Origin of the sequence: Heliophilum fasciatum (assembly GCF_004341395.1) — a bacterium.
In the GTDB taxonomy this organism is placed as follows: Bacteria; Bacillota; Desulfitobacteriia; order Heliobacteriales; family Heliobacteriaceae; genus Heliophilum; species Heliophilum fasciatum.
Window position 1 is genome coordinate 38,279 of record NZ_SLXT01000011.1, and the last position, 19,594, is coordinate 57,872.

At 54.4% G+C, this 19,594-nt stretch carries 15 protein-coding genes; 9 read left to right on the forward strand and 6 right to left on the reverse strand.

Annotation, left to right across the window (positions count from 1 at the left end; genetic code table 11):
- Window positions 1–125: 125 nt before the first annotated feature.
- The 3 genes from EDD73_RS07530 to EDD73_RS15245 all read left to right on the forward strand — a co-directional run bounded on the left by EDD73_RS07530 (window position 126) and on the right by EDD73_RS15245 (window position 2,322).
- A complete protein-coding gene (locus EDD73_RS07530) occupies window positions 126–668 on the forward strand; it encodes a VanZ family protein (protein WP_131919175.1) in 543 nt (180 codons plus the stop codon).
- Complete coding sequence (locus tag EDD73_RS07535) at window positions 665–1,165, forward strand: VanZ family protein (protein ID WP_131919176.1); 501 nt, start codon at window positions 665–667, stop codon at window positions 1,163–1,165. Before EDD73_RS07530 ends, EDD73_RS07535 begins: the two co-directional genes overlap by 4 nt.
- Before the next feature lie 233 nt (window positions 1,166–1,398).
- Window positions 1,399–2,322, forward strand: coding sequence for a ComEA family DNA-binding protein (locus tag EDD73_RS15245; RefSeq protein ID WP_165876383.1), 924 nt, complete (start codon window positions 1,399–1,401; stop codon window positions 2,320–2,322).
- A gap of 82 nt (window positions 2,323–2,404) precedes the next feature.
- On the opposite strand, the gene EDD73_RS07550 is transcribed toward EDD73_RS15245, so the two are convergent.
- From EDD73_RS07550 to EDD73_RS07570, 5 genes are all read right to left on the reverse strand, one after another.
- Window positions 2,405–3,565, reverse strand: a complete 1,161-nt coding sequence (locus EDD73_RS07550) for a glycerate kinase (RefSeq protein ID WP_131919177.1) — start codon at window positions 3,563–3,565, stop codon at window positions 2,405–2,407.
- A gap of 98 nt (window positions 3,566–3,663) precedes the next feature.
- Window positions 3,664–4,995: a replication-associated recombination protein A gene (locus tag EDD73_RS07555; RefSeq protein WP_131919178.1), complete on the reverse strand. Its 1,332-nt coding sequence runs from the start codon at window positions 4,993–4,995 to the stop codon at window positions 3,664–3,666.
- Between the two features lie 60 nt (window positions 4,996–5,055).
- Window positions 5,056–6,870: a translational GTPase TypA gene (gene typA / locus EDD73_RS07560; RefSeq protein ID WP_131919179.1), complete on the reverse strand. Its 1,815-nt coding sequence runs from the start codon at window positions 6,868–6,870 to the stop codon at window positions 5,056–5,058.
- Between the two features lie 223 nt (window positions 6,871–7,093).
- Window positions 7,094–8,155, reverse strand: coding sequence for a Fic family protein (locus EDD73_RS07565; RefSeq protein ID WP_131919180.1), 1,062 nt, complete (start codon window positions 8,153–8,155; stop codon window positions 7,094–7,096).
- Window positions 8,156–8,386: 231 nt separating this feature from the next.
- Window positions 8,387–11,236, reverse strand: coding sequence for a ComEC/Rec2 family competence protein (locus tag EDD73_RS07570; RefSeq protein WP_131919181.1), 2,850 nt, complete (start codon window positions 11,234–11,236; stop codon window positions 8,387–8,389).
- 186 nt (window positions 11,237–11,422) lie between these two features.
- Between EDD73_RS07570 and holA the strand changes: the two genes are divergently transcribed.
- The gene (gene holA / locus EDD73_RS07575) at window positions 11,423–12,574 is read left to right on the forward strand and encodes a DNA polymerase III subunit delta (RefSeq protein ID WP_131919182.1); all 1,152 of its coding nucleotides are present in this window, start codon (window positions 11,423–11,425) and stop codon (window positions 12,572–12,574) included.
- Window positions 12,575–12,635: 61 nt separating this feature from the next.
- Here the strand turns inward: holA and rpsT are convergent, their stop codons facing one another.
- Window positions 12,636–12,905, reverse strand: coding sequence for a 30S ribosomal protein S20 (rpsT, locus tag EDD73_RS07580; protein WP_131919183.1), 270 nt, complete (start codon window positions 12,903–12,905; stop codon window positions 12,636–12,638).
- A 140-nt stretch (window positions 12,906–13,045) separates the two neighbouring features.
- On the opposite strand from rpsT, the gene EDD73_RS07585 reads away from it, so the two are divergent.
- From EDD73_RS07585 to hemW, 5 genes are all read left to right on the forward strand, one after another.
- Window positions 13,046–13,408, forward strand: coding sequence for a phage holin family protein (locus EDD73_RS07585; RefSeq protein ID WP_131919184.1), 363 nt, complete (start codon window positions 13,046–13,048; stop codon window positions 13,406–13,408).
- Between the two features lie 71 nt (window positions 13,409–13,479).
- Window positions 13,480–14,724, forward strand: coding sequence for a stage II sporulation protein P (gene spoIIP, locus EDD73_RS07590; RefSeq protein WP_131919185.1), 1,245 nt, complete (start codon window positions 13,480–13,482; stop codon window positions 14,722–14,724).
- Window positions 14,725–14,810: 86 nt separating this feature from the next.
- Window positions 14,811–16,370 carry a murein biosynthesis integral membrane protein MurJ gene (gene murJ, locus EDD73_RS07595; protein ID WP_131919186.1) on the forward strand — a complete coding sequence of 520 codons (1,560 nt, stop codon included), beginning with the start codon at window positions 14,811–14,813 and terminating at the stop codon, window positions 16,368–16,370.
- Window positions 16,371–16,510: 140 nt separating this feature from the next.
- Window positions 16,511–18,316: a translation elongation factor 4 gene (lepA, locus tag EDD73_RS07600; RefSeq protein WP_131919187.1), complete on the forward strand. Its 1,806-nt coding sequence runs from the start codon at window positions 16,511–16,513 to the stop codon at window positions 18,314–18,316.
- On the forward strand, window positions 18,309–19,577 hold the full coding sequence (gene hemW / locus EDD73_RS07605) for a radical SAM family heme chaperone HemW (RefSeq protein ID WP_131919188.1): 1,269 nt from the start codon (window positions 18,309–18,311) through the stop codon (window positions 19,575–19,577). Before lepA ends, hemW begins: the two co-directional genes overlap by 8 nt.
- Window positions 19,578–19,594: the final 17 nt, after the last annotated feature.

Below are 19,594 nucleotides of genomic sequence, written 5' to 3' on the forward strand. Positions count from 1 at the left end.
ATCTTTGATCATCGAAAATAGGAGCATCACGAGCATGCGGTGGTGCTCTTTTTTTTTATTGGGGATTTGCTTGATGCCCAAGAAAAGGGTAGAATAAATAGAATAAATTTAAAAAGGTGATCTTGGTGCGGCATCAACCATATAAAAATCAAGCGGATTCGGAAGAATTTTACGAAGAAGTATACGAAGAAATTTACGATCACCGCCGTCGTCACCGTGCATCGCATCGTGGGGTTTTATGGCTGGGATGGGGTATGGTGATTTTTTGGTGCGCGATTATTTTTATCGTGACTGCATCACCGGAGGGGACGCCGGAAGCCACACGTCTTTGGCTTGCCCAGACTTTTGGTATCGATGGATCTTTGGCTTATTCGTTGAACTGGAGCTTTCGTAAGTTAACCCATCTTTTGTTGTTTGGCGGTTTGGCCGTTTTGATTTACTTTCTTTTGCGTCAAGTCAAGGTGTCCGGCGGCGTTGCTTTTATCGTGGCTTGGCTGATCACGACGATCTATGGCGCAATCAATGAATGGTGCCAGCTTTATGTACCGGGTCAAGATCCTTTGGTTGCTGATGTTATCCTGGTGGCCTTGGGGGCTTTGACGGTCCTGTTGACCATGGTCTTTGGATTGCAGGCTTATTGTTGGATTAAGGAGCGAAACTCGTTGTGATCATCAATCGCCGGGGTTATCTTGGCAAAATTTTTCATCCCTTTTTCGCTTGGTTCTTGTTGTTTTTATGGTGTTTCTTGATCTTTTGGATTACGTCTTTACCGGAGGCAACGTCGAACCACACGCAGGGGGTACTGACGAAACTGCTTGGGCTCTCGCCGCAAGAGATACGTATCGTCAATTGGTTGGTCCGCAAGGCTGCTCATGTTGCGTTGTTTGGTGTTTTGGCGTTGTTTTTGTTGGGAGCGCTGCGGTTGTCGCGCTTTTCCTGGACGACTTGTTTTCTGGGGGCTTGGGCGGGGGCTACGTTCTATGGGGTCACTGATGAATGGCATCAAATGCATATGCCGGCGCGCAGTCCGTTGATGTCGGATGTGCTTTGGGATTCCTTGGGTGCTTTCTTGGCTCTGTCAATGGCCGCTGTCGGGCTGGGGCTCCATCGTCGCTTTTGGCCGGGGAGAGCGGGGAGAGCGGGGAGAGCGGGGAGAGCGGAATAAAAGCTTGGCGACGAAGTCATCGAAGAAAATGTTACGCTCAAAAAATACGATACACAAAGGAAAAACAGCAGCTGCAATTTATGGCTGCTGTTTTTCCTTTGTGCTCACTTTACGCGAAGCAACTGCTTTAAAAATGGGATTATAATCTAATTGAGGAAGGAATTTATTGGACGATGTCGAATACTCGCTATACAGGGAGGTGTAAAAAAAAGGATAAAGGGTGGTGTGGCGAGATGGACAATCGCAAACGCGTCTTTTTTGTCTTGGGAGCACTCTTGGTGTTAGTGGTGGCGGTGATGCTTTTCCAAGGGACCCGGTTTTCGTCGAGCAGCAACGACCTATCTTTGGCTGACGGCGGGAAGGCCAACACGCTCACGCTCGGGATGGGTGAGCGCTTCGGTGGGGTCAATCGCCCGGGCGAAAGCGGTGGAGGTCAGGCCCCCGGAACCGGCGGCAAAGAAATTGTCGTACACGTTTTGGGCGCGGTCTACAAGCCTGGCGTTTATCGCCTGCCAGCAGGTAGCCGTGTGGAGGACGTGCTGCAACTGGCTAGTTGTACTGAAGATGCTGATCTGGAAAGTATCAACCGGGCAGCGCCGCTCGTTGATGGCAAGCAGTTGGTCATCTTGACCCGGGAAGAGGTGGCGCAAGCGGCAGTCGGTTTTGCCGGTAATGGTGCTGTTGCCGGAGGGCAAAACCGTTGGGGAGCAGGTGGTAGCGTTGGGGCTGGTGGGACTAGCAGTAGTGCCGGAAACGGCGGGACCGGCAATAGCGGCGAAAACGGCGGGGCCGGTGGGACTGGCGGTGCCAAATCAAGCGGCAGCGCTGTACCTACCCGGGCTGCCGGGGCCACTGGCTATACTTTTGCTGCGGGAGCAGCGACGATGGCCGCTACTGATAATGGGGCTACTGTCCAAAGAGGTGGTAGTTCCGGAGTTCGCTCTGTTGCTGCCGGGGGTGGCGGTCTGATCGACATTAACCAGGCCACAGTGGCGGAACTCGATCAATTGCCGGGCATTGGCCCCGCTTTGGCTGAACGGATTGTCCAGTATCGTGAATCAAAAGGCGGCTTCGCGCGACCGGAAGATCTTCAAGAAGTGGCCGGTATTGGGGCGAAGAAGTATGCCGATTTGAAGGATCGCATTTGTGTGCAGTAGACCGGTTAGTAGGAACCTGGCTGCTTGCCAGTTGTCGCTAACTGTCGGGTGAAGTATTGCTGCCGGGTTGTTAGCCAAGCAGTTAGCCAAGCCGTTGGCCAAGCTGTTGCCCGAGCCGGATCAAATGAAAGGTTTGGCGGGCGCTTGCTGATAGCCAGGCAGTGGCATGGGTCATCGCTTCCGTAACCGGAACCGGTAAGCGGGTGCTGGTGATCAGGGCGGTGAAGTTTTTGTCCAGGTCGGGGTGATCTTCGATGCCGCCGGCGATGAGGATCAATGGCTTTTCATACTTTGCGGTAAGAGCAGCGACCCCGGCAGGGACTTTACCAAAAAGGGTTTGAAAATCAGTTTTGCCCTCACCGGTGATGACCAGATCGGCATTAGCAATTTTGGCTTCCAGATCAGTGATCGTACTGACTAAAGCAAAGCCTGGCTCCAGCGATGCGTCGAGAAAGCCAAGCAAACCGGCGCCAAGGCCACCGGCTGCACCGGCACCGGGGATATTGGCTACATCACGGCCTGTCGCTGTTGCGATACACAGGGCCAAGTGTTGCAAGTTACTGTCAAGTCGTGTCACCATTGTGGGGGTGGCTCCTTTTTGCGGACCATAGACGGCTGAGGCGCCATGGGGGCCGCAAAGCGGATTGGTCACATCACAAGCGGCAATGATTTGAACCTTATCGCCGGCAATCGCCGGGTGAAGGTGCGATAAGTCGATCTGATGGAGTTGAGCAAGTGCTTCACCACTGAGCGGCAGAGGCTGATGGTTGTTGTCGAGCAAACGAACCCCGAGGGCTGCCGCCATACCGGCACCACCGTCATTGGTGGCAGAACCACCGATACCGATGTAGATCGTTGTACACCCTTCGGCGATGGCGGCCGCGATCAACTCACCAGTGCCATAGGAGGTTGTAGCGAGCGGATTTCGTTGATCGGGAGGCACAAGATGTAGTCCGGAGGCGGCTGCCATTTCAATGACGGCGCTCTTCCCGTCAGGAAGGATACCCCAGGTGGCCTGAACGCGCTGTGCCGGACCGAGGGGGCCCGTAACTTCGTTGGTGATGGATTGCCCGCCGGCGCCGATCAGCATCGCCTGGACAAAACCTTCACCGCCATCGGCAAGCGGGATCTGTTCGATGGCAACCCCGGGGAAGACGTCCTGGGCAGCGGCGGCGATGATCGTTGCAACTTCAACGGCACTTAGGGACTCTTTATAGGAATCGGATGCGATCACTAGTCTCATTCATGAATCACACTCCTCGTCCGGAAATGGCTACGGATGACGATAGTATGCCCTGGTTAGGGTAGTGGTCACGATTACGGTGAAGGTAGCGTGAGCGGTTACGTTTTGGGTGAACCTTCATTGCCCAGATAGGCCTTTAGTTCGGCCATCCAACGCTGGATTTGTTTTTCCCGCCCGTTATCACTGGGGGTGTAGAATTGAGCACCGGCAAACTCCTCCGGCAAGTAGCGCTGTGCTGTATAGCCGCCAAAATCGTGGGGGTATTTATAGCCAACGCCGTGGCCCAGGCGTTGCCGCGCTTGGCTGTGTGAGGTATCGCGCAAATGGCGGGGTACCTCAATTTTTTTGGCTTCCCGTACCGCTTGCAGCGCCTGATCGATCGCTACCTTGGCCGTGTTGCTTTTCGGCGCCGTTGCCAGGTAAATTGTTGCTTCCGCCAGGGGAATGCGCCCTTCCGGCATACCGATCAGTTGTACCGCCGCCGCGGCTGCTTGGGCGATCAGCATGGCATTGGGGTCAGCCAGTCCGATATCTTCAGCGGCATGGACGACGAGGCGGCGAGCGATGAAGATCGGATCTTCGCCGGCGTCGATCATGACGGCCAGGTAAAAAAGCGCTGCGTCAGGATCGGAGCCCCGAATGCTTTTGATGAACGCCGAGATCGTGTCGTAGTGGCGATCGCCTTTTTTGTCGTAATAGGTGGCCATTTTGCCGGTGATGGCCATCACTTCTTTGGCACCGATGGCAACTGTCCCATAAGCGCTCATCACCATCTCCAGCAAAGTCAGTGCTGCCCGGCCATCGCCTTTGGCTGCTTGGATGATGGTGGCGAGGCCGTCCTCCACCAAGCACTCGGCCGGGAGCCCCAGTCCCCGTTCCCTATCCGTCAACGCGCGCAGGACAAGCTGCCGTAAATCGCTTTCGCCGATCGGTTGCAGGACATAGACGCGTAGCCGTGATAGCAACGCCGAGTTGATCTCGTAGAGGGGATTTTCCGTGGTAGCACCGATCAACAGGAGTGTGCCGTCTTCCAGAATCGGCAGGAGGACGTCTTGTTGGGCTTTATTAAAGCGGTGAATCTCATCGATAAAAAGGATCGTTCGCCGCTGGTAGTAGGCTAGGTGGCTTTCCGCTTCTTTGGCCACTTTTTTGATTTCGGTGGAGGAACTGTTGACCGCCGAAAGGGTGATAAAACGGCTTTGGGTGGAGCGGGCGATCACTTGCGCCGTTGTGGTTTTGCCTGTGCCCGGTGGGCCGTAAAGGATAAAGGAGTGCAAGCGGTCACCGCTGATCATGCGGCGCAGCGGTGCACCCGGTCCTAAGAGGTGCTGCTGGCCTACGATGTCGTCGAGGCTTTGGGGACGCATGCGATACGCCAGTGGTGCGTCGCTGTGTTTCTGGGTTTCCCTTTGACTTGTAAAGAGATCCATCCAAATTCCCTCCCAAGGCAAAAAACCAGCCATGATGCTGGCTGGTTTGTAAGTGGTGATCTATTTTTTATTGGCTCGTGCCCGCATGTGGGGATCGAGGATGCGTTTGCGCAGGCGAATCGATTTGGGCGTGACTTCGACGAGTTCATCGTCTTCAATCCACTCCAAGGCGTCTTCCAGCGACAGTTCGCGGTGCGGTTCTAAGCGGGTGGTGCCGTCGGAGCCGGAAGCACGCATGTTGGTCAGGTGCTTGGTTTTGGCGACGTTGCACTCCATGTCTTGCTCACGGGCGTTTTCGCCGACGATCATGCCCGTATACACGTCGGTACCAGGCGGGATAAAGAAGGAGACCCGTTCTTGCAAGTTCCCCAAGGCGTAAATCGTGGCCGTGCCGTTTTCGGCAGCGATCACAGCGCCGCGGGAACGACCGGCGATCTCGCCGCGATAGGGGCCATATTCATGGAACAGATGGTGCATGATGCCGAAACCTTTGGTGTCCGTCAGGAACTCGGTACGGTAGCCGATGAGGCCCCGGGCGGGAATGATAAATTCCAAGCGCAGTTGGCCTGTGCCGGCGGTGCCCATGTTGGTCATTTCGGCGCGCCGTGTTCCCAGTTTCTCCATAACGACGCCCATAAATTCTTCGGGCACGTCGATGATCAGGTGTTCTAAGGGCTCTTGCAGTTCGCCCTCTTCGTCGCGATGCAGAATCACTTGCGGTTTGGAAACGGCCAGTTCGTAGCCTTCGCGGCGCATCGTCTCGATCAAGATGGAGAGATGCAGTTCGCCGCGGCCCGAAACGAGAAACACATCGGGGTCTTCCGTTTCTATGACGCGTAGGGCTACGTTTTTCTCCAGCTCTTTATAGAGGCGGTTGCGCAGGTGCCGCGACGTGATAAAGTCGCCTTCTTTGCCGGCGAAGGGGCTCGTGTTGGTCTGGAAGGTCATCTGCAAGGTGGGCTCATCGATGTCGATCACTGGCATAGGCTCTGGATTGTCAAAATCCGAGACCGTTTCGCCGATATGGACGTTTTCAATGCCGGTGACGGCGATAATGTCGCCAACGGTGGCTGATTCGACGGGGATACGCTTGAGACCTTGATAGGTAAAGACTTGCAACACTTTGCCTTTGACGATGGAACCGTCGCGCTTGCAGATCGAAACGTTTTGGCCGGATTTCAAGGTGCCTTGATGGATGCGGCCGATGGCGACGCGACCGACATAACTGTCATAGTCTAACTGGGTGACCATGAACTGGACCGGTTTTTCCGTGTCACCTTCGGGGCAGTGTACCCGCTCCAGGATGGTCTTAAATAACGGTTCTAAGCTTGTACCGGGGGTTTCCATATCTAAGGTGGCCCAACCGGCGCGGCCGACGGCGTAGAGGGTCGGGAATTCCAGCTGATCGTGGTCGGCACCGAGGTCCATAAAAAGTTCCAGGATCTCGTCGTATACTTCGGCCGGGCGTGCGTCTTGGCGGTCCATTTTATTGACGACGACGATCGGCGGCAAGCCGGCTTCCAAGGCCTTGCGCAGGACGTATTTGGTTTGGGCCATGACGCCTTCGGCGCTGTCGACGAGCAAGATGGCGCCGTCGACCATGGAAAGGATCCGCTCTACTTCGCCGGAGAAATCGGCGTGGCCCGGTGTATCGACAATGTTGATTTTTACACCATCATAGGAGACAGCCGTGTTTTTAGCCAGGATCGTGATGCCCCGTTCCCGTTCCAGATCATTGGAGTCCATCACGCAAGTCTGGACGTCCTCGTTGGCGCGAAAAACGCCTGATTGTTTCAGCAGTCCGTCGACGAGTGTTGTTTTGCCATGGTCGACGTGTGCGATAATGGCGATGTTTCTGAGGTCAGTCCGTTTCAACGTCAATCTCCCTTTCAATCATAAAAGAAGTGAGTGTTGATTACACTCACCGGCTCCCGTTCGTTAACCTTTCAGATCATACGTGGTTTATGATCTTTTTGTCAAGATGAAAACTGTAACTTTCTCCCGAATAATTTCTTTGCCTGTATCTGCGGAATCGTCGGGGGCAATGGAAGATCCCTTGAAGATTACCTACGAGCAAGAAAAGGAGAAATTACGTTGACTACTTTACCAAATCATAAAGCCTTTTATTTTGATAAATTCGTTCCTTACCGATTTTTTCCGATATTAAAAAACCTTCTTTTTCCAATACATTAAGGTAATTGATGGCTGTTTTTCTGGATACTGATAAGCCTTTTTCAATATAGGTTATTTTGGTATAGAATTCGTAAAACAACAATTCGATAAGCTCCTTGGAATATATTTTCGGAAGCTTATCTTTGATTTCTGCACTCATGGCTTCTACTTCCGCATTAATCCGCTTGACAAGCTGTAAGGTCTCTTCCGCCGTTTCTTCGATTCCGGTAAGGATGTAGATAATCCAGGGTTCCCAATTGCTTTCCGTTCGAACGCTCTGCAAAAGTTGGTAATAAGCCGATTTATTCCGAATGATATACCGGCTCAAATAGAGTATGGGGCTGTCGAGTAATCCTTTTAACACTAAATAAAGTACATTGATGATTCTGCCGGTTCGGCCATTACCATCATAAAAGGGATGGATGCTCTCAAACTGATAATGAATCATAGCCAGTTTGATCAGCGGGTCAATATCGTCGATATCATCGTTAATGTATGTTTCAAGATTGGCAAGCAGCGTTCGAATGGTGTCTTCACCGGCTGGTGGTGTATAGACTGTTTCACCGGTTCTTTCGTTTCGCAATACCGTACCGGGCAATTTTCGAATACCGGCACGATTTTTTTCGATGTGACCCTGGATTTCGATCATCATATTGGTTGTCAGCATTTCGCGAGCTTTTACCTGTTCATAGCCAAACCACAACGCCGTCCGGTAGCTAACCACTTCTTTAGCGGCCGCACTTGCCCCGTTGGCATCACTCATGGCTTTATATAAATCGTCATGAGTCGTGATGATGTTTTCAATGGCAGAACTGTCCTTTGCTTCGTTGATCATTACGGCATTGATCAAAATGTGTTTATTCGGAATGGTGTCAGCGTACCCTTTCAGTTCCGCTAACGCTCGGTTCGCTCTGGCCAGTTGTTTTAAGACCGCCTTTGTTTCGACATCCACATCAGGCGGCAACAGCGGTAACTGATTCCCGTTCATGGCTACACCTCCATTATATGGGCATATTATCACCAATTTTTACCTATGTCAATTTTCATATGGGTAAAAAATGTGCAAAACTACCTATATCACAGGGATATAGGTAGTTTTCGTTGCTTTTTTACTCTTTTATTGTTCTCAATATGAATCGAAGTTTACTTAAGCCAGGTTCCACCCTGAAAATACCCCCGCTCTGTGTTCTTCTTGGGTGCTGCGTAGCGGCATAGGGGGCTATTGCGGACTCATGATCATTGGGTTCCTCAGCATCGTGCGCCAGTTCATGATCGTTCCGTCACTTTCAATCGTTACGGCGCCGTGGTGATCGGTGCGCAGCACGGTGGCACCGGTGTTGGCCCAGGCATCGATCACTGTTTTGGCCGGATGGCCGAAGGTGTTTTTGCCTACCGAGATGATCGCCAGTCGCGGTTGTGTAGCTGGGGGGAGATTGCTATGGAATGTACGGGAACTGCCGTGATGGGGCACCTTGACGATGTGCGCTAGCAGAGGTTGTTCTTGATTGCTGTCGCTGAAGTGTTTGAGAAGTTGTTCTTGGCCGTTTTTATCAACGTCGCCTGTCAGGAGCAAGCGCAAGCTACCGTAGGTAAGTGCTGTGACGATGGACGAATCGTTAATATTTTCCGGTCGAGAGTCGACTGTGGGGTACAAGACATGAAGGTGCAGTGGCGGGTCATGCTTTTGCGCTGCCAGCGGTGCTAGGTCGCTTTCAGGTGCGGGTGCTTCGACTACGGTGATACCGCGTTGTTGGGCCAATTCCAGTAACGACAGATACGCTTCGTTCGGTTCCGGCGACGGTGAAAGAATCAACCGCTCCACCGGAATGGCCTTAATGATGGCCAATAAGCCGCCAATATGATCTTGATCGGCATGGGTATTGATCACAGCGCTGAGGCGCGTCGTGCCGGTGCGGTTGAGGTAGGGAAGCACTGTTGTTGCCCCGGGATCGCGTGGGGTGGCTGGACCGCTGTTGCTCTGATTGCCCCAGGAGCGAGCCGGCCCCGGCGCATCAATGAGTATGGGGTCCCCCGTGGGCGGATGAATAACGATGCTGTCTCCTTGACCGACGTCAAGAAAAACAACCCGCAGCGGCTGGGGCCACCACCACGTAAAGGCGATCAGGGCCATGAGTAACAATGCACCTGGCGGAGCAAACTGCAAAATCCAGGCGCTGTGCTTCGGCGAGAGGTGATCGAGCCGGAACTCACGCCAGAGCAAGAGAAGCCCATAGAAAAGCACGATCCAAAGCGGATGGGGGGAGGCGATCGTTAATGCCGCCCCAGGCAACTCAGCCAGAAACTGCAAGGCTGTGCGCATGATGCTGACGAGCAGGGCAACTGGCTGGAGTAAAAGCGCCGCCAGATCGGTGGAGATGAACTGGAGGACGCTGGCGGCCATACCGATGTTGGTGACGAGGCCGATGATCGTGCCGGCGGCCAGATTGGCCACAAAACCAGCTAAGGAAAAAAGGTTAAAGTGGTAAATGCTCAGCGGCGCCACGGCGATTTGGGCGGCCACTGTCAGGCAAGCGGCCGTGATCAAGCCCTGGCGCAGTTTTTGGGTCCAAGGGGAGCCCGATGCCCCATCTTCTGCTGCGGCCCCGGCTTCGTTATGTGTCGCGTCCCGTGCTACATCCTGTTCTGGGCCTGCTGATTTTCCTTTTGCTTCGCCTACGGCTTCGGTTGGTACTGTCACTGCCCCTTCCTGGTAGGCAGCAAGCATGGATAAAGTTATGCTTGGACCCGAACCTATGCTTGGTTGTGAACTTATGCTTTCCTGTGAAGTTCTACTTGGTCGCGGTGTAAGAGCCGGCAAAAGATAGATGATCCCCCAGGTGGCGATAAAGGAAAGTTGGAATCCCGGGTCGGCAATCATTAAGGGCTCCCAAAGCAGCAATGGTAAGGCGGCAGCGGCAATTAATGTCGGCGGATCGGTGCGGCGGCTAAGACCGCGCGCCAGCAACGCCATCAAGGCCATGGCCAGGGCGCGCTGCACCGAAGGCGGAAAACCGGCCATCCAACTGTAAAAGGTGATGATCACCGCCGTCAGCGCCAAGCTGGGCCGCAGTGGCAAGCGAAAGCGGGGATGCCCTTGCAAGATCCAAAGAACGCTGGCTGTGATTACGGCAATGTTAGCGCCAGACACGGCAAAAGCATGGGCGACACCGGTCAAACGAAAAGCGTCGCGATCGGCCGGCGAAAGCCCGGCTTGTCCGCCAAAAAGAATGCCCTTGATGATCGCCCCCTCCTCAGGCGCTGTGGCGGCGTCCACAAAGGCCTCCAGGTTCAGCCGTTGCCGAGCTGCCGTAGCTTGGATTTGATCGATGATGCTTGTAAGTATACCGGTGCGGCTCCGGACGAATGCTTCTTCTTCAGGCGATAAAAGTTCCAGGCCACCCTGGCGGTCGAGCAGCAGTTCCACAGCTATGCCTTGTCGCCACAAATAGGCTTGATAATCGAAATCACCGGGATTGCGCGGTGGCGATGGCCGTTGGATTTTGCCGGTAGCACGAACGATTTGATTGACGTAGACGGAGCCGGCCTCTGTTGTGGCGTCGGCCTCCGTCAGAGCGATGGCCTTCGTCGTGGCGCCGGCCCCTGTCAGGGCGGCTTCCGTCGTGGCGCCGGCTTCTGACCTGCTGCCAAAAGGGCCAAATTGGCGCAAACCGATGATTTCACCGTTTTCCAAGCGCAAACGGTACGTGCGGCGTTCCGGGCTGTACTGGGCTTCGGTGATCGTGCCACGCACAGTGATGCGCTCGTCCTGATCGGTAGTGATGGACGAGGTAATCTGGGCTGCTTGCGCAGCATAAAAGGCGGCGGTGATCACAATTAAACTGTAAAGCAGCCAGCGAAGGGCCGGTGCTTTTACTCGTGGCGCGAAGGAGGGGGCCGCCGTGAGGTGACGGTCGCTTCCGTAGACGATCATCGCCAGTGTGAGAACACAACTGATCAACAGAGCGCCTTTCGCCGGATCGCCGGCATCATGCAGCCACGGCGGGAAGGTCAATCCGAGGGCCAAGCCGTTGGCGAAAAGCAGAGAAAATACGACCAATGGTCGCTGCATCTTCAACACCTCCCCATGATGAGCGATTCTTCGTCAAGGTGAATTAAAAATCCTGCTATAAAATACATTAAATGGTTAAAATGGCGCGAAGTTTTTTTCTGCACTGTCGACAAAGGGAGTCGTGACTGCTCACGAGTGGTTGCGGTATACTGGTGAGGAATGAGTTGATGAGAAGGTGGCAAGGCAATGGATTACCAGGGCTTCAAAGCGGCGCTTGATCGTGGCTTGCTCGCGCCTGTTTATATCCTGACCGGTGAAGACCCTTTTTTGCTTCAGGAGCTTTACGGCCGTTTGACGGCTTGGTTTTTAGCGATGCCGTCGGGCGATTTTAACTTTGATCGCCTGGAAGGGGATACGTCGGCAGAAGCCTTGACGGAGCTAGCTCAAACGCCGCCGTTTTTGGGGGAACGGCGCTTGGTTGTCGTTCGTGACTTGGCGTTGCTGCGCAGTCGCGGCGATAGTGGTGCCGGTGCTGGTGACGAGGAAGGAGCCGGAGCGGCTGTGGGTGCCGGCAAAGAAAGCCCGGTAGCATCGGCAGCGACGGCCCCTTCGGCAGCAACTTCCAGCGGTAAACGGGGAAAAAACAAAAAAGCGCCCGATTCGGACGCTTCCTTGCTGGCTTATGTTCAAGATCCGAACCCGACGACGACGTTAGTTTTTTATTCGCCGGGCGGTGTAGATAAACGCAAACGGCTCTATAAGGCCGTGGAAAAAGCCGGCGGCGTCGTAGAAGTCAAGGCGCTTCGTGACAGCGACGTGCTGGCCTGGGTGCGGCGGCGCGCTGACGGGCTGGGCATGCCGATTGATCCGGAAGCGTTGACCTTGCTCGTCGAGCGCACCGGCAATGATCTGGGACTGTTGACGCAGGAATTGACAAAGTTGCAGACCTTCCTGGGACAACCGTCGCCGCAGCGACGGGTTACGGTGGAACGGGTGCGTCGCTTGGTGCCGGCTACCGCCATGGACAAGATTTTTGCGATCACCGAAGCGCTGGGACGGCGGGCCGTTGGTGAAGCGCTGACGTTGACTCGTGAATTGATCTTGCATGGCGAAAAGCCGGTGCCCTTGATGTTTTTGATCGTCCGCCATGTGCGCCAACTGTTGATGGTGACTGATCTGGCGGCGCGCCGTGTGCCCAAGACGGAGTGGGTGACTGTGTTAAAGGTACCCCCGGGGATCGTACGTAAGTTAGAGGAGCAGGCGAAGCGATTTCGTCCCGACGATCTGCGCATGCTCCATGGGCGGTTTGCCGAAGCTGATCGGGCGGTGAAAAAAGGCCGTGAAGATGCCCAAGCGCTGCTGGAACGGATTATGCTTTCCTTTGCCCGGTCACAATAGCCAAAAAATGAAAAACCCTTCGCCGTTCGGGCGGAGGGTTTTTTAGCGTCTTATGAATAAATTATTGCGCAGCTGCTTTGTTCAGCTTGCGGGTAAGACGGGACTTTTTCCGGGAAGCCATGTTTTTATGCACAAGGCCTTTCGCGGCAGCTTTGTCCAGGGCTCGAACAGCTTTGGCGAGGGCTAGACGAGCGTTATCAAGATTAGCCGAAGCTACGGCTTCTTCAAAGCGTTTGATCGTCGTACGCAGCGCTGAACGAGCCGATGCATTGCGCAGGGTCCGTTCTTGGGTAATTTTCACACGCTTAATCGCCGATTTGATATTAGGCACACTCTTCACCTCCTCGCTGGTCAACAACGGATATTCTACCATGTTATCGCTCGTGGTGCAAGTATGTTTTTCACTGTATGAATCGTTATCTTTTGAGTCATACTACTACCGGATTAAAACGCAAAGGAGGTTAGAACGTTTTGATTGGTGCATTGGTTCGTTTTCTCGTATCCGCCGTGGTTCTTTTAGTGGTTAGCTGGTTTGTTCCAGGCTTTGTTATTAACGGCATTATGGGTGCGGTTATCGCAGCTTTTGTGATCGCTTTGCTGGGGTATGCCGCCGAAGCTGTGCTGGGTGACCAGGTAATGGGCATGCGCCGTGGGATTGTCGGCTTTGTTGTTTCCGCGATTGTTATCTGGCTTAGCCAATTGCTCGTTCCCGGATCGATTCAAGTTACCCTCGTAGGTGCGATTATCGCTGCGTTGGTCATCGGCGTTTTGGATGCTGTATTGCCTACACCGCTTGACAGCGCCCGTGCGTTGAACAATCGCCCTAAGGAATAATTGAATAGGCAATTATTTTTCTGACATAGGTCAGTCCCCCTTCTCATAAGCTAAAGAGAGGGGGGATTTCTTTGTTTTTTGGCTGGACAAACCGCGGGAGGCAGCTTGTCTTGCGCTGGATCGGCTGGGGAAGTGCCGGCGCGTTGATGGTCGGTGTTGTTTGGTTAGGCGGCTTGTGGACATTCCAAGGCGGTCTGCGCCAGATGATCGCCGCACCGTTGACGTGGCTTCATGTAGCCGTGCCGGCCGTAGGCAGTCGGGAAGCTGCAGCGGGATTGATTCCGCCGGAAGGAACGGCCGGTGCCCTGTCACCCCATCCCATAAGTGCATTGTTGAGTTGGCAGTTGCCTTTTTGGCGAAGCGCCGAGTCCGCCGGCGGGGAAAAGCAGCAAGATGACCTGGAAGTGGGAAGAAAAGCGGGGCTGCAGGCGGGGACGGAAGCCGGCACACAAGCCAAGCTGGGGCTACAACCACCGGAACCGACGGTGCCGCCGCTCACCGGTGCGCTGGCTTTGCGTAAGGTCGACACAGGGGAACCGGAAGCTGCCGAAGTCGAAGGGGAAGACAACTTGGACGTCGATGTGCTGCGTGAAGATCTGCGTGGCTTGCCCGGTGACGGAAAGGGATCTGCGAACGGTGGCGGTGCGGCCGGAGGGGCCGGAGAGGCCGGAGAGGCTGAGCCGATCAAAGAACGGCCGATTTCGCCGGTACTGCTGCTTTATCATACACATAACAGTGAAACCTACGCAGCGACCGGCGGCAAGTCCCGCTTGGACGGGCAAAATGCCGGTGTTTATAAGGTAGGCAAGCGTTTTGCCGAACAGATCAAAGCCAAGCGCGCCTTGCCGGTGATTCATTCCGAACGGATCAATGATTTTCCTTCCTATCAAGCGGCCTATGCTGAATCGGCCCGTACGCTGGCAGAGATGCTGATCTCCCATCCCAACCCCTTGGCGATTATGGACATTCATCGTGATGCCGGGCCGGGCCGGGAAACGGTTAAAATCGGTAAGCGAACCTATGCCAAGATCCTTTTTGTTGTCGGTACGGATGCACGGGCACCGCACCCACGGTGGCGGGAGAACCTTGCTTTTGCTGAAGCCTTATCGGCCAAGTTAAATGAGCTCTATCCGGGGATCAGTAAGGGCATTCTGACCAAGAACGGCCGCTATCATCAGCAAGTGTCGCCACGGGCGCTTTTGGTGGAGATCGGTAGTGATCGTAACGCCACGACGGAAGCTTTGGCTTCGGCTGATGCCTTGGCTGATGCCTTGGGCAAGCTACTGGAAGAGCAAGGGTTACTCAAGGACCTCTAAAAAAACCTTTGTCGATATGACGAGGTTTTTTTTTTGCTCGTTACCTGTTATAGTGAGGAGCGATACAATGGGGGAGGGGAGAGGCCATGACCCAGGGCCAGCGTGTAGCCCGTGCTGCCGGTTCCATGATGTTAGCTATGCTGGTGTCGCGGATTCTTGGCTTTGTCCGTGAAGCCGTCATCGGTGCTAAGTTCGGACAAAATGAAATTACTGATTCCTATATTGCGGCCTTTGCTTTACCGGATTTTTTATATTTTTTGCTGGTTGGCGGTGCCATCTCGACGGCCTTTATCCCGGTCTTTTCGTCTTATGTAGCCCGTCAGGAAAACGAAGACAGTTGGCGTGTGGCTTCTTCCATCGTCAATGCGATGGTGATCATGCTGGTCATCGGTATTGTGTTGGGCGAGATTTTTACGCCCTATCTGATCCCGCTCGTTGCGTTTGACTTTGAAGGAGAGACGCTGGAACGAACGATCTTCTTGACTCGGCTTATGTTTCCTTCGGTCTTGTTTACCGGTTTGGCCGGACTGTCGATGGGGATTTTGAATTCCCATCAGCATTTTCTCATGCCGGCCCTCGGATCGATTCTTTATAATTTGGTGATCATTGTCGTTGGTTGGCTCTTTGCGGATCAACTGGGGATTGCGGCTTTTTCGATCGGCGTGGTTTTCGGAGCTTTGACCAATTTTGCTGTACAATTGCCGGCGCTGTCGCGGGCCGGTTTTCGTTACCGCTTGACCTTAGATCTCCGCCATCCCGGCGTGAAGCGGATCGGTGCGTTGATGATACCGGCGCTGATCGGTTTGTCGATCGGACAAGTGCAGGATATTATCAATCAGAATTTGGCGTCGTCGCTGGAAGCCGGATCGATTACGGCGCTGCGCTTTGCGAACCGGCTGATGCAACTGCCTCTAGGAGTTTTTGCCATTGCCATTTCGGTGGCTGTGTTCCCGACACTGACTCGCTGTGCAGCAAACAAAGAGTGGGAGGAGTTTCGTAAACATTTGTCTTTGGGCTTGCGCAGTGTCGTGTTCATTACGTTGCCGGCGGCAGTGGGGATGATGATCTTGCGCGTGCCCCTTGTGCAGGTGCTTTTTGAACATGGCAAATTTGATCGCGCCGCGACGCTAAGCACGGCATCGGTGTTGTTTTACTTCTTGATCGGCTTGGTGGCGCAGGGGGCCAATCAGTTATTGCCGCGGGTTTTTTATGCGGTGCAAAAACCGCAGATCGTCGTACGCATATCGGCGATTTCGCTCGTTTTTAATACGCTGATTTCGCTGGTGGTGCTGAACTGGCTTGGCGCAGAAGGCCTGGCGCTGGCTTTTTCGATCAGTGCTTTTTTGACGACGGGGCTCTTTTTGCTGATGGCACGCCGGGCACTGCGCAAGATGGGCGGGCGGCGCATGGTGCGCTCCTGCTTGCAGACGCTGTTCGCTGCGGTGCTGATGGGGGCGGTGCTGCAAAGTGTGGTTTATCTGGTGTCCACTTTTTTACCGGTGGAGCAGGAATGGATGCAGTATGGGGCGATGGTGATCTATGTTGCCGTCGGTGCGCTGGTCTATGGCGCGGTGACGATCGCCATGGGGATGGAGGAAGCGCGCTTTGTGCAGCAGGCGTTTCTGGGGCGATTTAAGCGACGGTGATCGCCAAGCTTGTCCGTGCTTGTGCCAAGCTTGCCCATGCTTGTGCTGTGCTTCTGCGGCTAATCCTGTTGCTCCGATGGAACAGGTTAGGTATAATACATTAGATATGTCGCTTTTTAAGGCAAGGGAGGTTAAGACTCATGGGATTGGTTCAAGAGAACGTCCGCAATTTTTGCATTATCGCCCATATTGATCACGGTAAATCGACCCTTGCTGATCGGATCTTGGAATTTACCGGGGCGCTTTCGTCGCGGGAGATGGAAGACCAGGTCTTGGACAGCATGGACTTGGAACGGGAACGGGGGATTACGATCAAGCTGCAGGCAGTGCGCTTGCAATATAAGGCCAAAGACGGTCAGACCTACACGCTGAATTTGATCGACACACCGGGCCACGTTGACTTTACTTATGAAGTTTCACGGTCGCTGGCCGCTTGTGAAGGTGCGTTGCTGGTTGTTGATGCGGCCCAAGGCATTGAAGCGCAAACGTTGGCCAATGTCTATCTGGCTTTAGACAATAACTTGGAGATTATTCCGGTGATCAACAAAATTGATCTGCCCAGTGCGGAGCCGGAACGGGTCAAGCAAGAGATCGAAGATGTGATCGGCCTCGATGCCTCCGATGCGATTCTGGCTTCGGCCAAATCCGGTTTGGGGATTGAAGACGTACTGGAGGCTGTAGTGGCCAAAGTGCCGCCACCGAAGGGCCAAGTGGAAGAGCCTTTGCAGTGCATGATCTTTGACTCCTTTTATGATGCCTACAAAGGGGCCATATCCTACGTGCGGGTTGTGCACGGGCAGGTCAAAAAAGGCACGAAGATCAAAATGATGTCCACAGGCCGCACTTTTGAGGTGACGGAAGTGGGCGTCTTTACGCCGGCGCCGCGTCAAGTGGAAGGTTTGCATGCCGGTGAAGTCGGCTTTATCGTGGCATCGATCAAAAACGTCAAAGATACCCGTGTCGGTGATACGATTACCGATGCGGAGCGCCCGGCGGCGGAGCCCTTGTCCGGCTATCGTCAGGTGGTGCCGATGGTCTATTGCGGTCTTTATCCGGTAGAAACGAACCAGTATGAAGACCTGCGTGATGCACTGGACAAGCTGCGTTTGAATGACGCGGCTCTGTTATATGAACCGGAAACGTCGGTGGCGCTGGGCTTTGGTTTCCGTTGTGGCTTTTTAGGCCTCTTGCACATGGAGATCATCCAGGAACGGCTGGAGCGGGAATTTGATCTCGATCTGATCACGACGGCGCCCAGTGTTATTTATCGGGTCAATCAAACCGACGGCGAAGTGGTCATGATGGATAACCCGACCAAACTGCCGCCGGTAGCCAAGATCGAATCGATTGAAGAGCCTTATGTCAAAGCGTCGATCATGGTACCGACCGATTATGTCGGTGCCGTTATGGAGCTTTGCCAGGAAAAGCGCGGTACTTTCACCAACATGGACTATATCGCTTCGACGCGGGTCATGCTTACCTATGATCTGCCGCTGGCCGAGATCGTCTTTGACTTTTTTGATCAATTAAAGTCGCGGACCAAAGGCTATGCGTCCCTCGATTATGAGCTGATCGGTTACCGGGTATCGCAGCTGGTTAAGCTTGATATCTTGCTCAACAGTGATTTGATCGACGCCTTCTCGGTGATTATCCATAAGGACAAAGCCTATGCCCGTGGGCGGGCGCTGGCAGCTAAGCTGCGTACGCTCATTCCCCGCCAGATGTTCGAAGTGCCCATTCAGGCGGTGATCGGCAACAAAGTCATTGCCCGGGAAACGATCAACGCCATGCGTAAAAACGTCCTCGCCAAGTGCTACGGCGGTGACATCTCGCGGAAGCGCAAGCTCCTGGAAAAGCAAAAAGAAGGCAAAAAGCGCATGAAGCAAGTGGGCAGTGTCGAAATTCCGCAGGAAGCCTTTATGGCGGTACTGGCGATCGATGAATAATCTCGCCCCGTTGCGCCTGGGCTGGACGATCTATGTGCACGTACCCTTTTGTGTCGCTAAGTGCAGTTATTGTGATTTTTACTCGCACCGGGCCGATCCGGCGGAGCGTTTGGCCTACGGCGAAGCGCTCCGCCGGCATCTTGCCGCTTTGCCGGCCGATCCCGGTGGTGACGGCCGCCCGCCGGCCAGTCTTTTTTTCGGCGGCGGCACGCCATCGCTACTGCCGCCAAGCATGCTGGTAGGGCTGGTCGGGACCGTAGCGGAACGCTTTGGCATGCCGGCAGAAGTGACCGTCGAAGCCAATCCCGGTACCGTTTCTCCCGATGACTTGGCGACCTGGGTCGCCGGGGGGATTCGTCGGCTTTCCTTTGGCGCCCAAGCGTTTCAGGGGCGCCTTTTGCATTTGCTTGGCCGTTGTCATGATCAAGCGGCCATTGGTCAAGCGGTAGCCATGGCGCAGCAGGCCGGCATCGAAGACATTAATCTCGATCTGATTTATGGCATTCCCGGACAAACTCTGGAAGACTGGCGAGAATCGCTGCAAGCGGCAGTGGCGCTGGCACCGACCCATTTGTCCCTTTATAACTTGAAGTTAGAAGTGGGAACACCGTTGGAGCGGCAAGCGGCGGCCGGTCATGTGGCGCTTTGCCCGGAAGAAGATGAAGTGGCCATGTACGAATGGGCCTGCGCTTATTTAGCGGCTCACGGTTTTGACCAGTATGAGCTTTCCAATTTTGCGCGGCCCGGTTATCAATGCCGGCATAATCTGAATTACTGGCGCCGCGGCGATTATCTGGGCATCGGTAGTGGCGCCGCCTCGAACTGGGGACACTATCGCTGGACCTGGTGCCTTGACAGCCGGCGGTACAGCCAGGCTTGGCAGCAGGGGGAAGCATGTGCGCTGCCGTCAATGCTTGGAGGCGGATCAAACGATAACGTTCTGCGTTCAAGCGGCGGTGCGGAGCGACCCGCCGGGGTCGGTCCCGCGCAGACCGTGGAAATGATCGATGATTTCGAAGCGCTGGCGCCGGAAGTGGCCGCCGGTGAAGCCATTTTTCTCGGCTTGCGCCGGATGGTCGGCGTTGATCTGACGGCCGTTGCTGCCGAGTATCAGGTGGTCCCGTCAGTGCTGACCCGTTGGCAGCGGGAAGCCGAAAAGTTGAGGCAGCAAGGCTGGGTTACCTGGGATGGCCGGCACCTGACGTTGACGCCCAAAGCCTATCTTTTATCGAATGAGATCATGGAGCGCTTTCTTCCGTAAGGGGACTATTGACAACT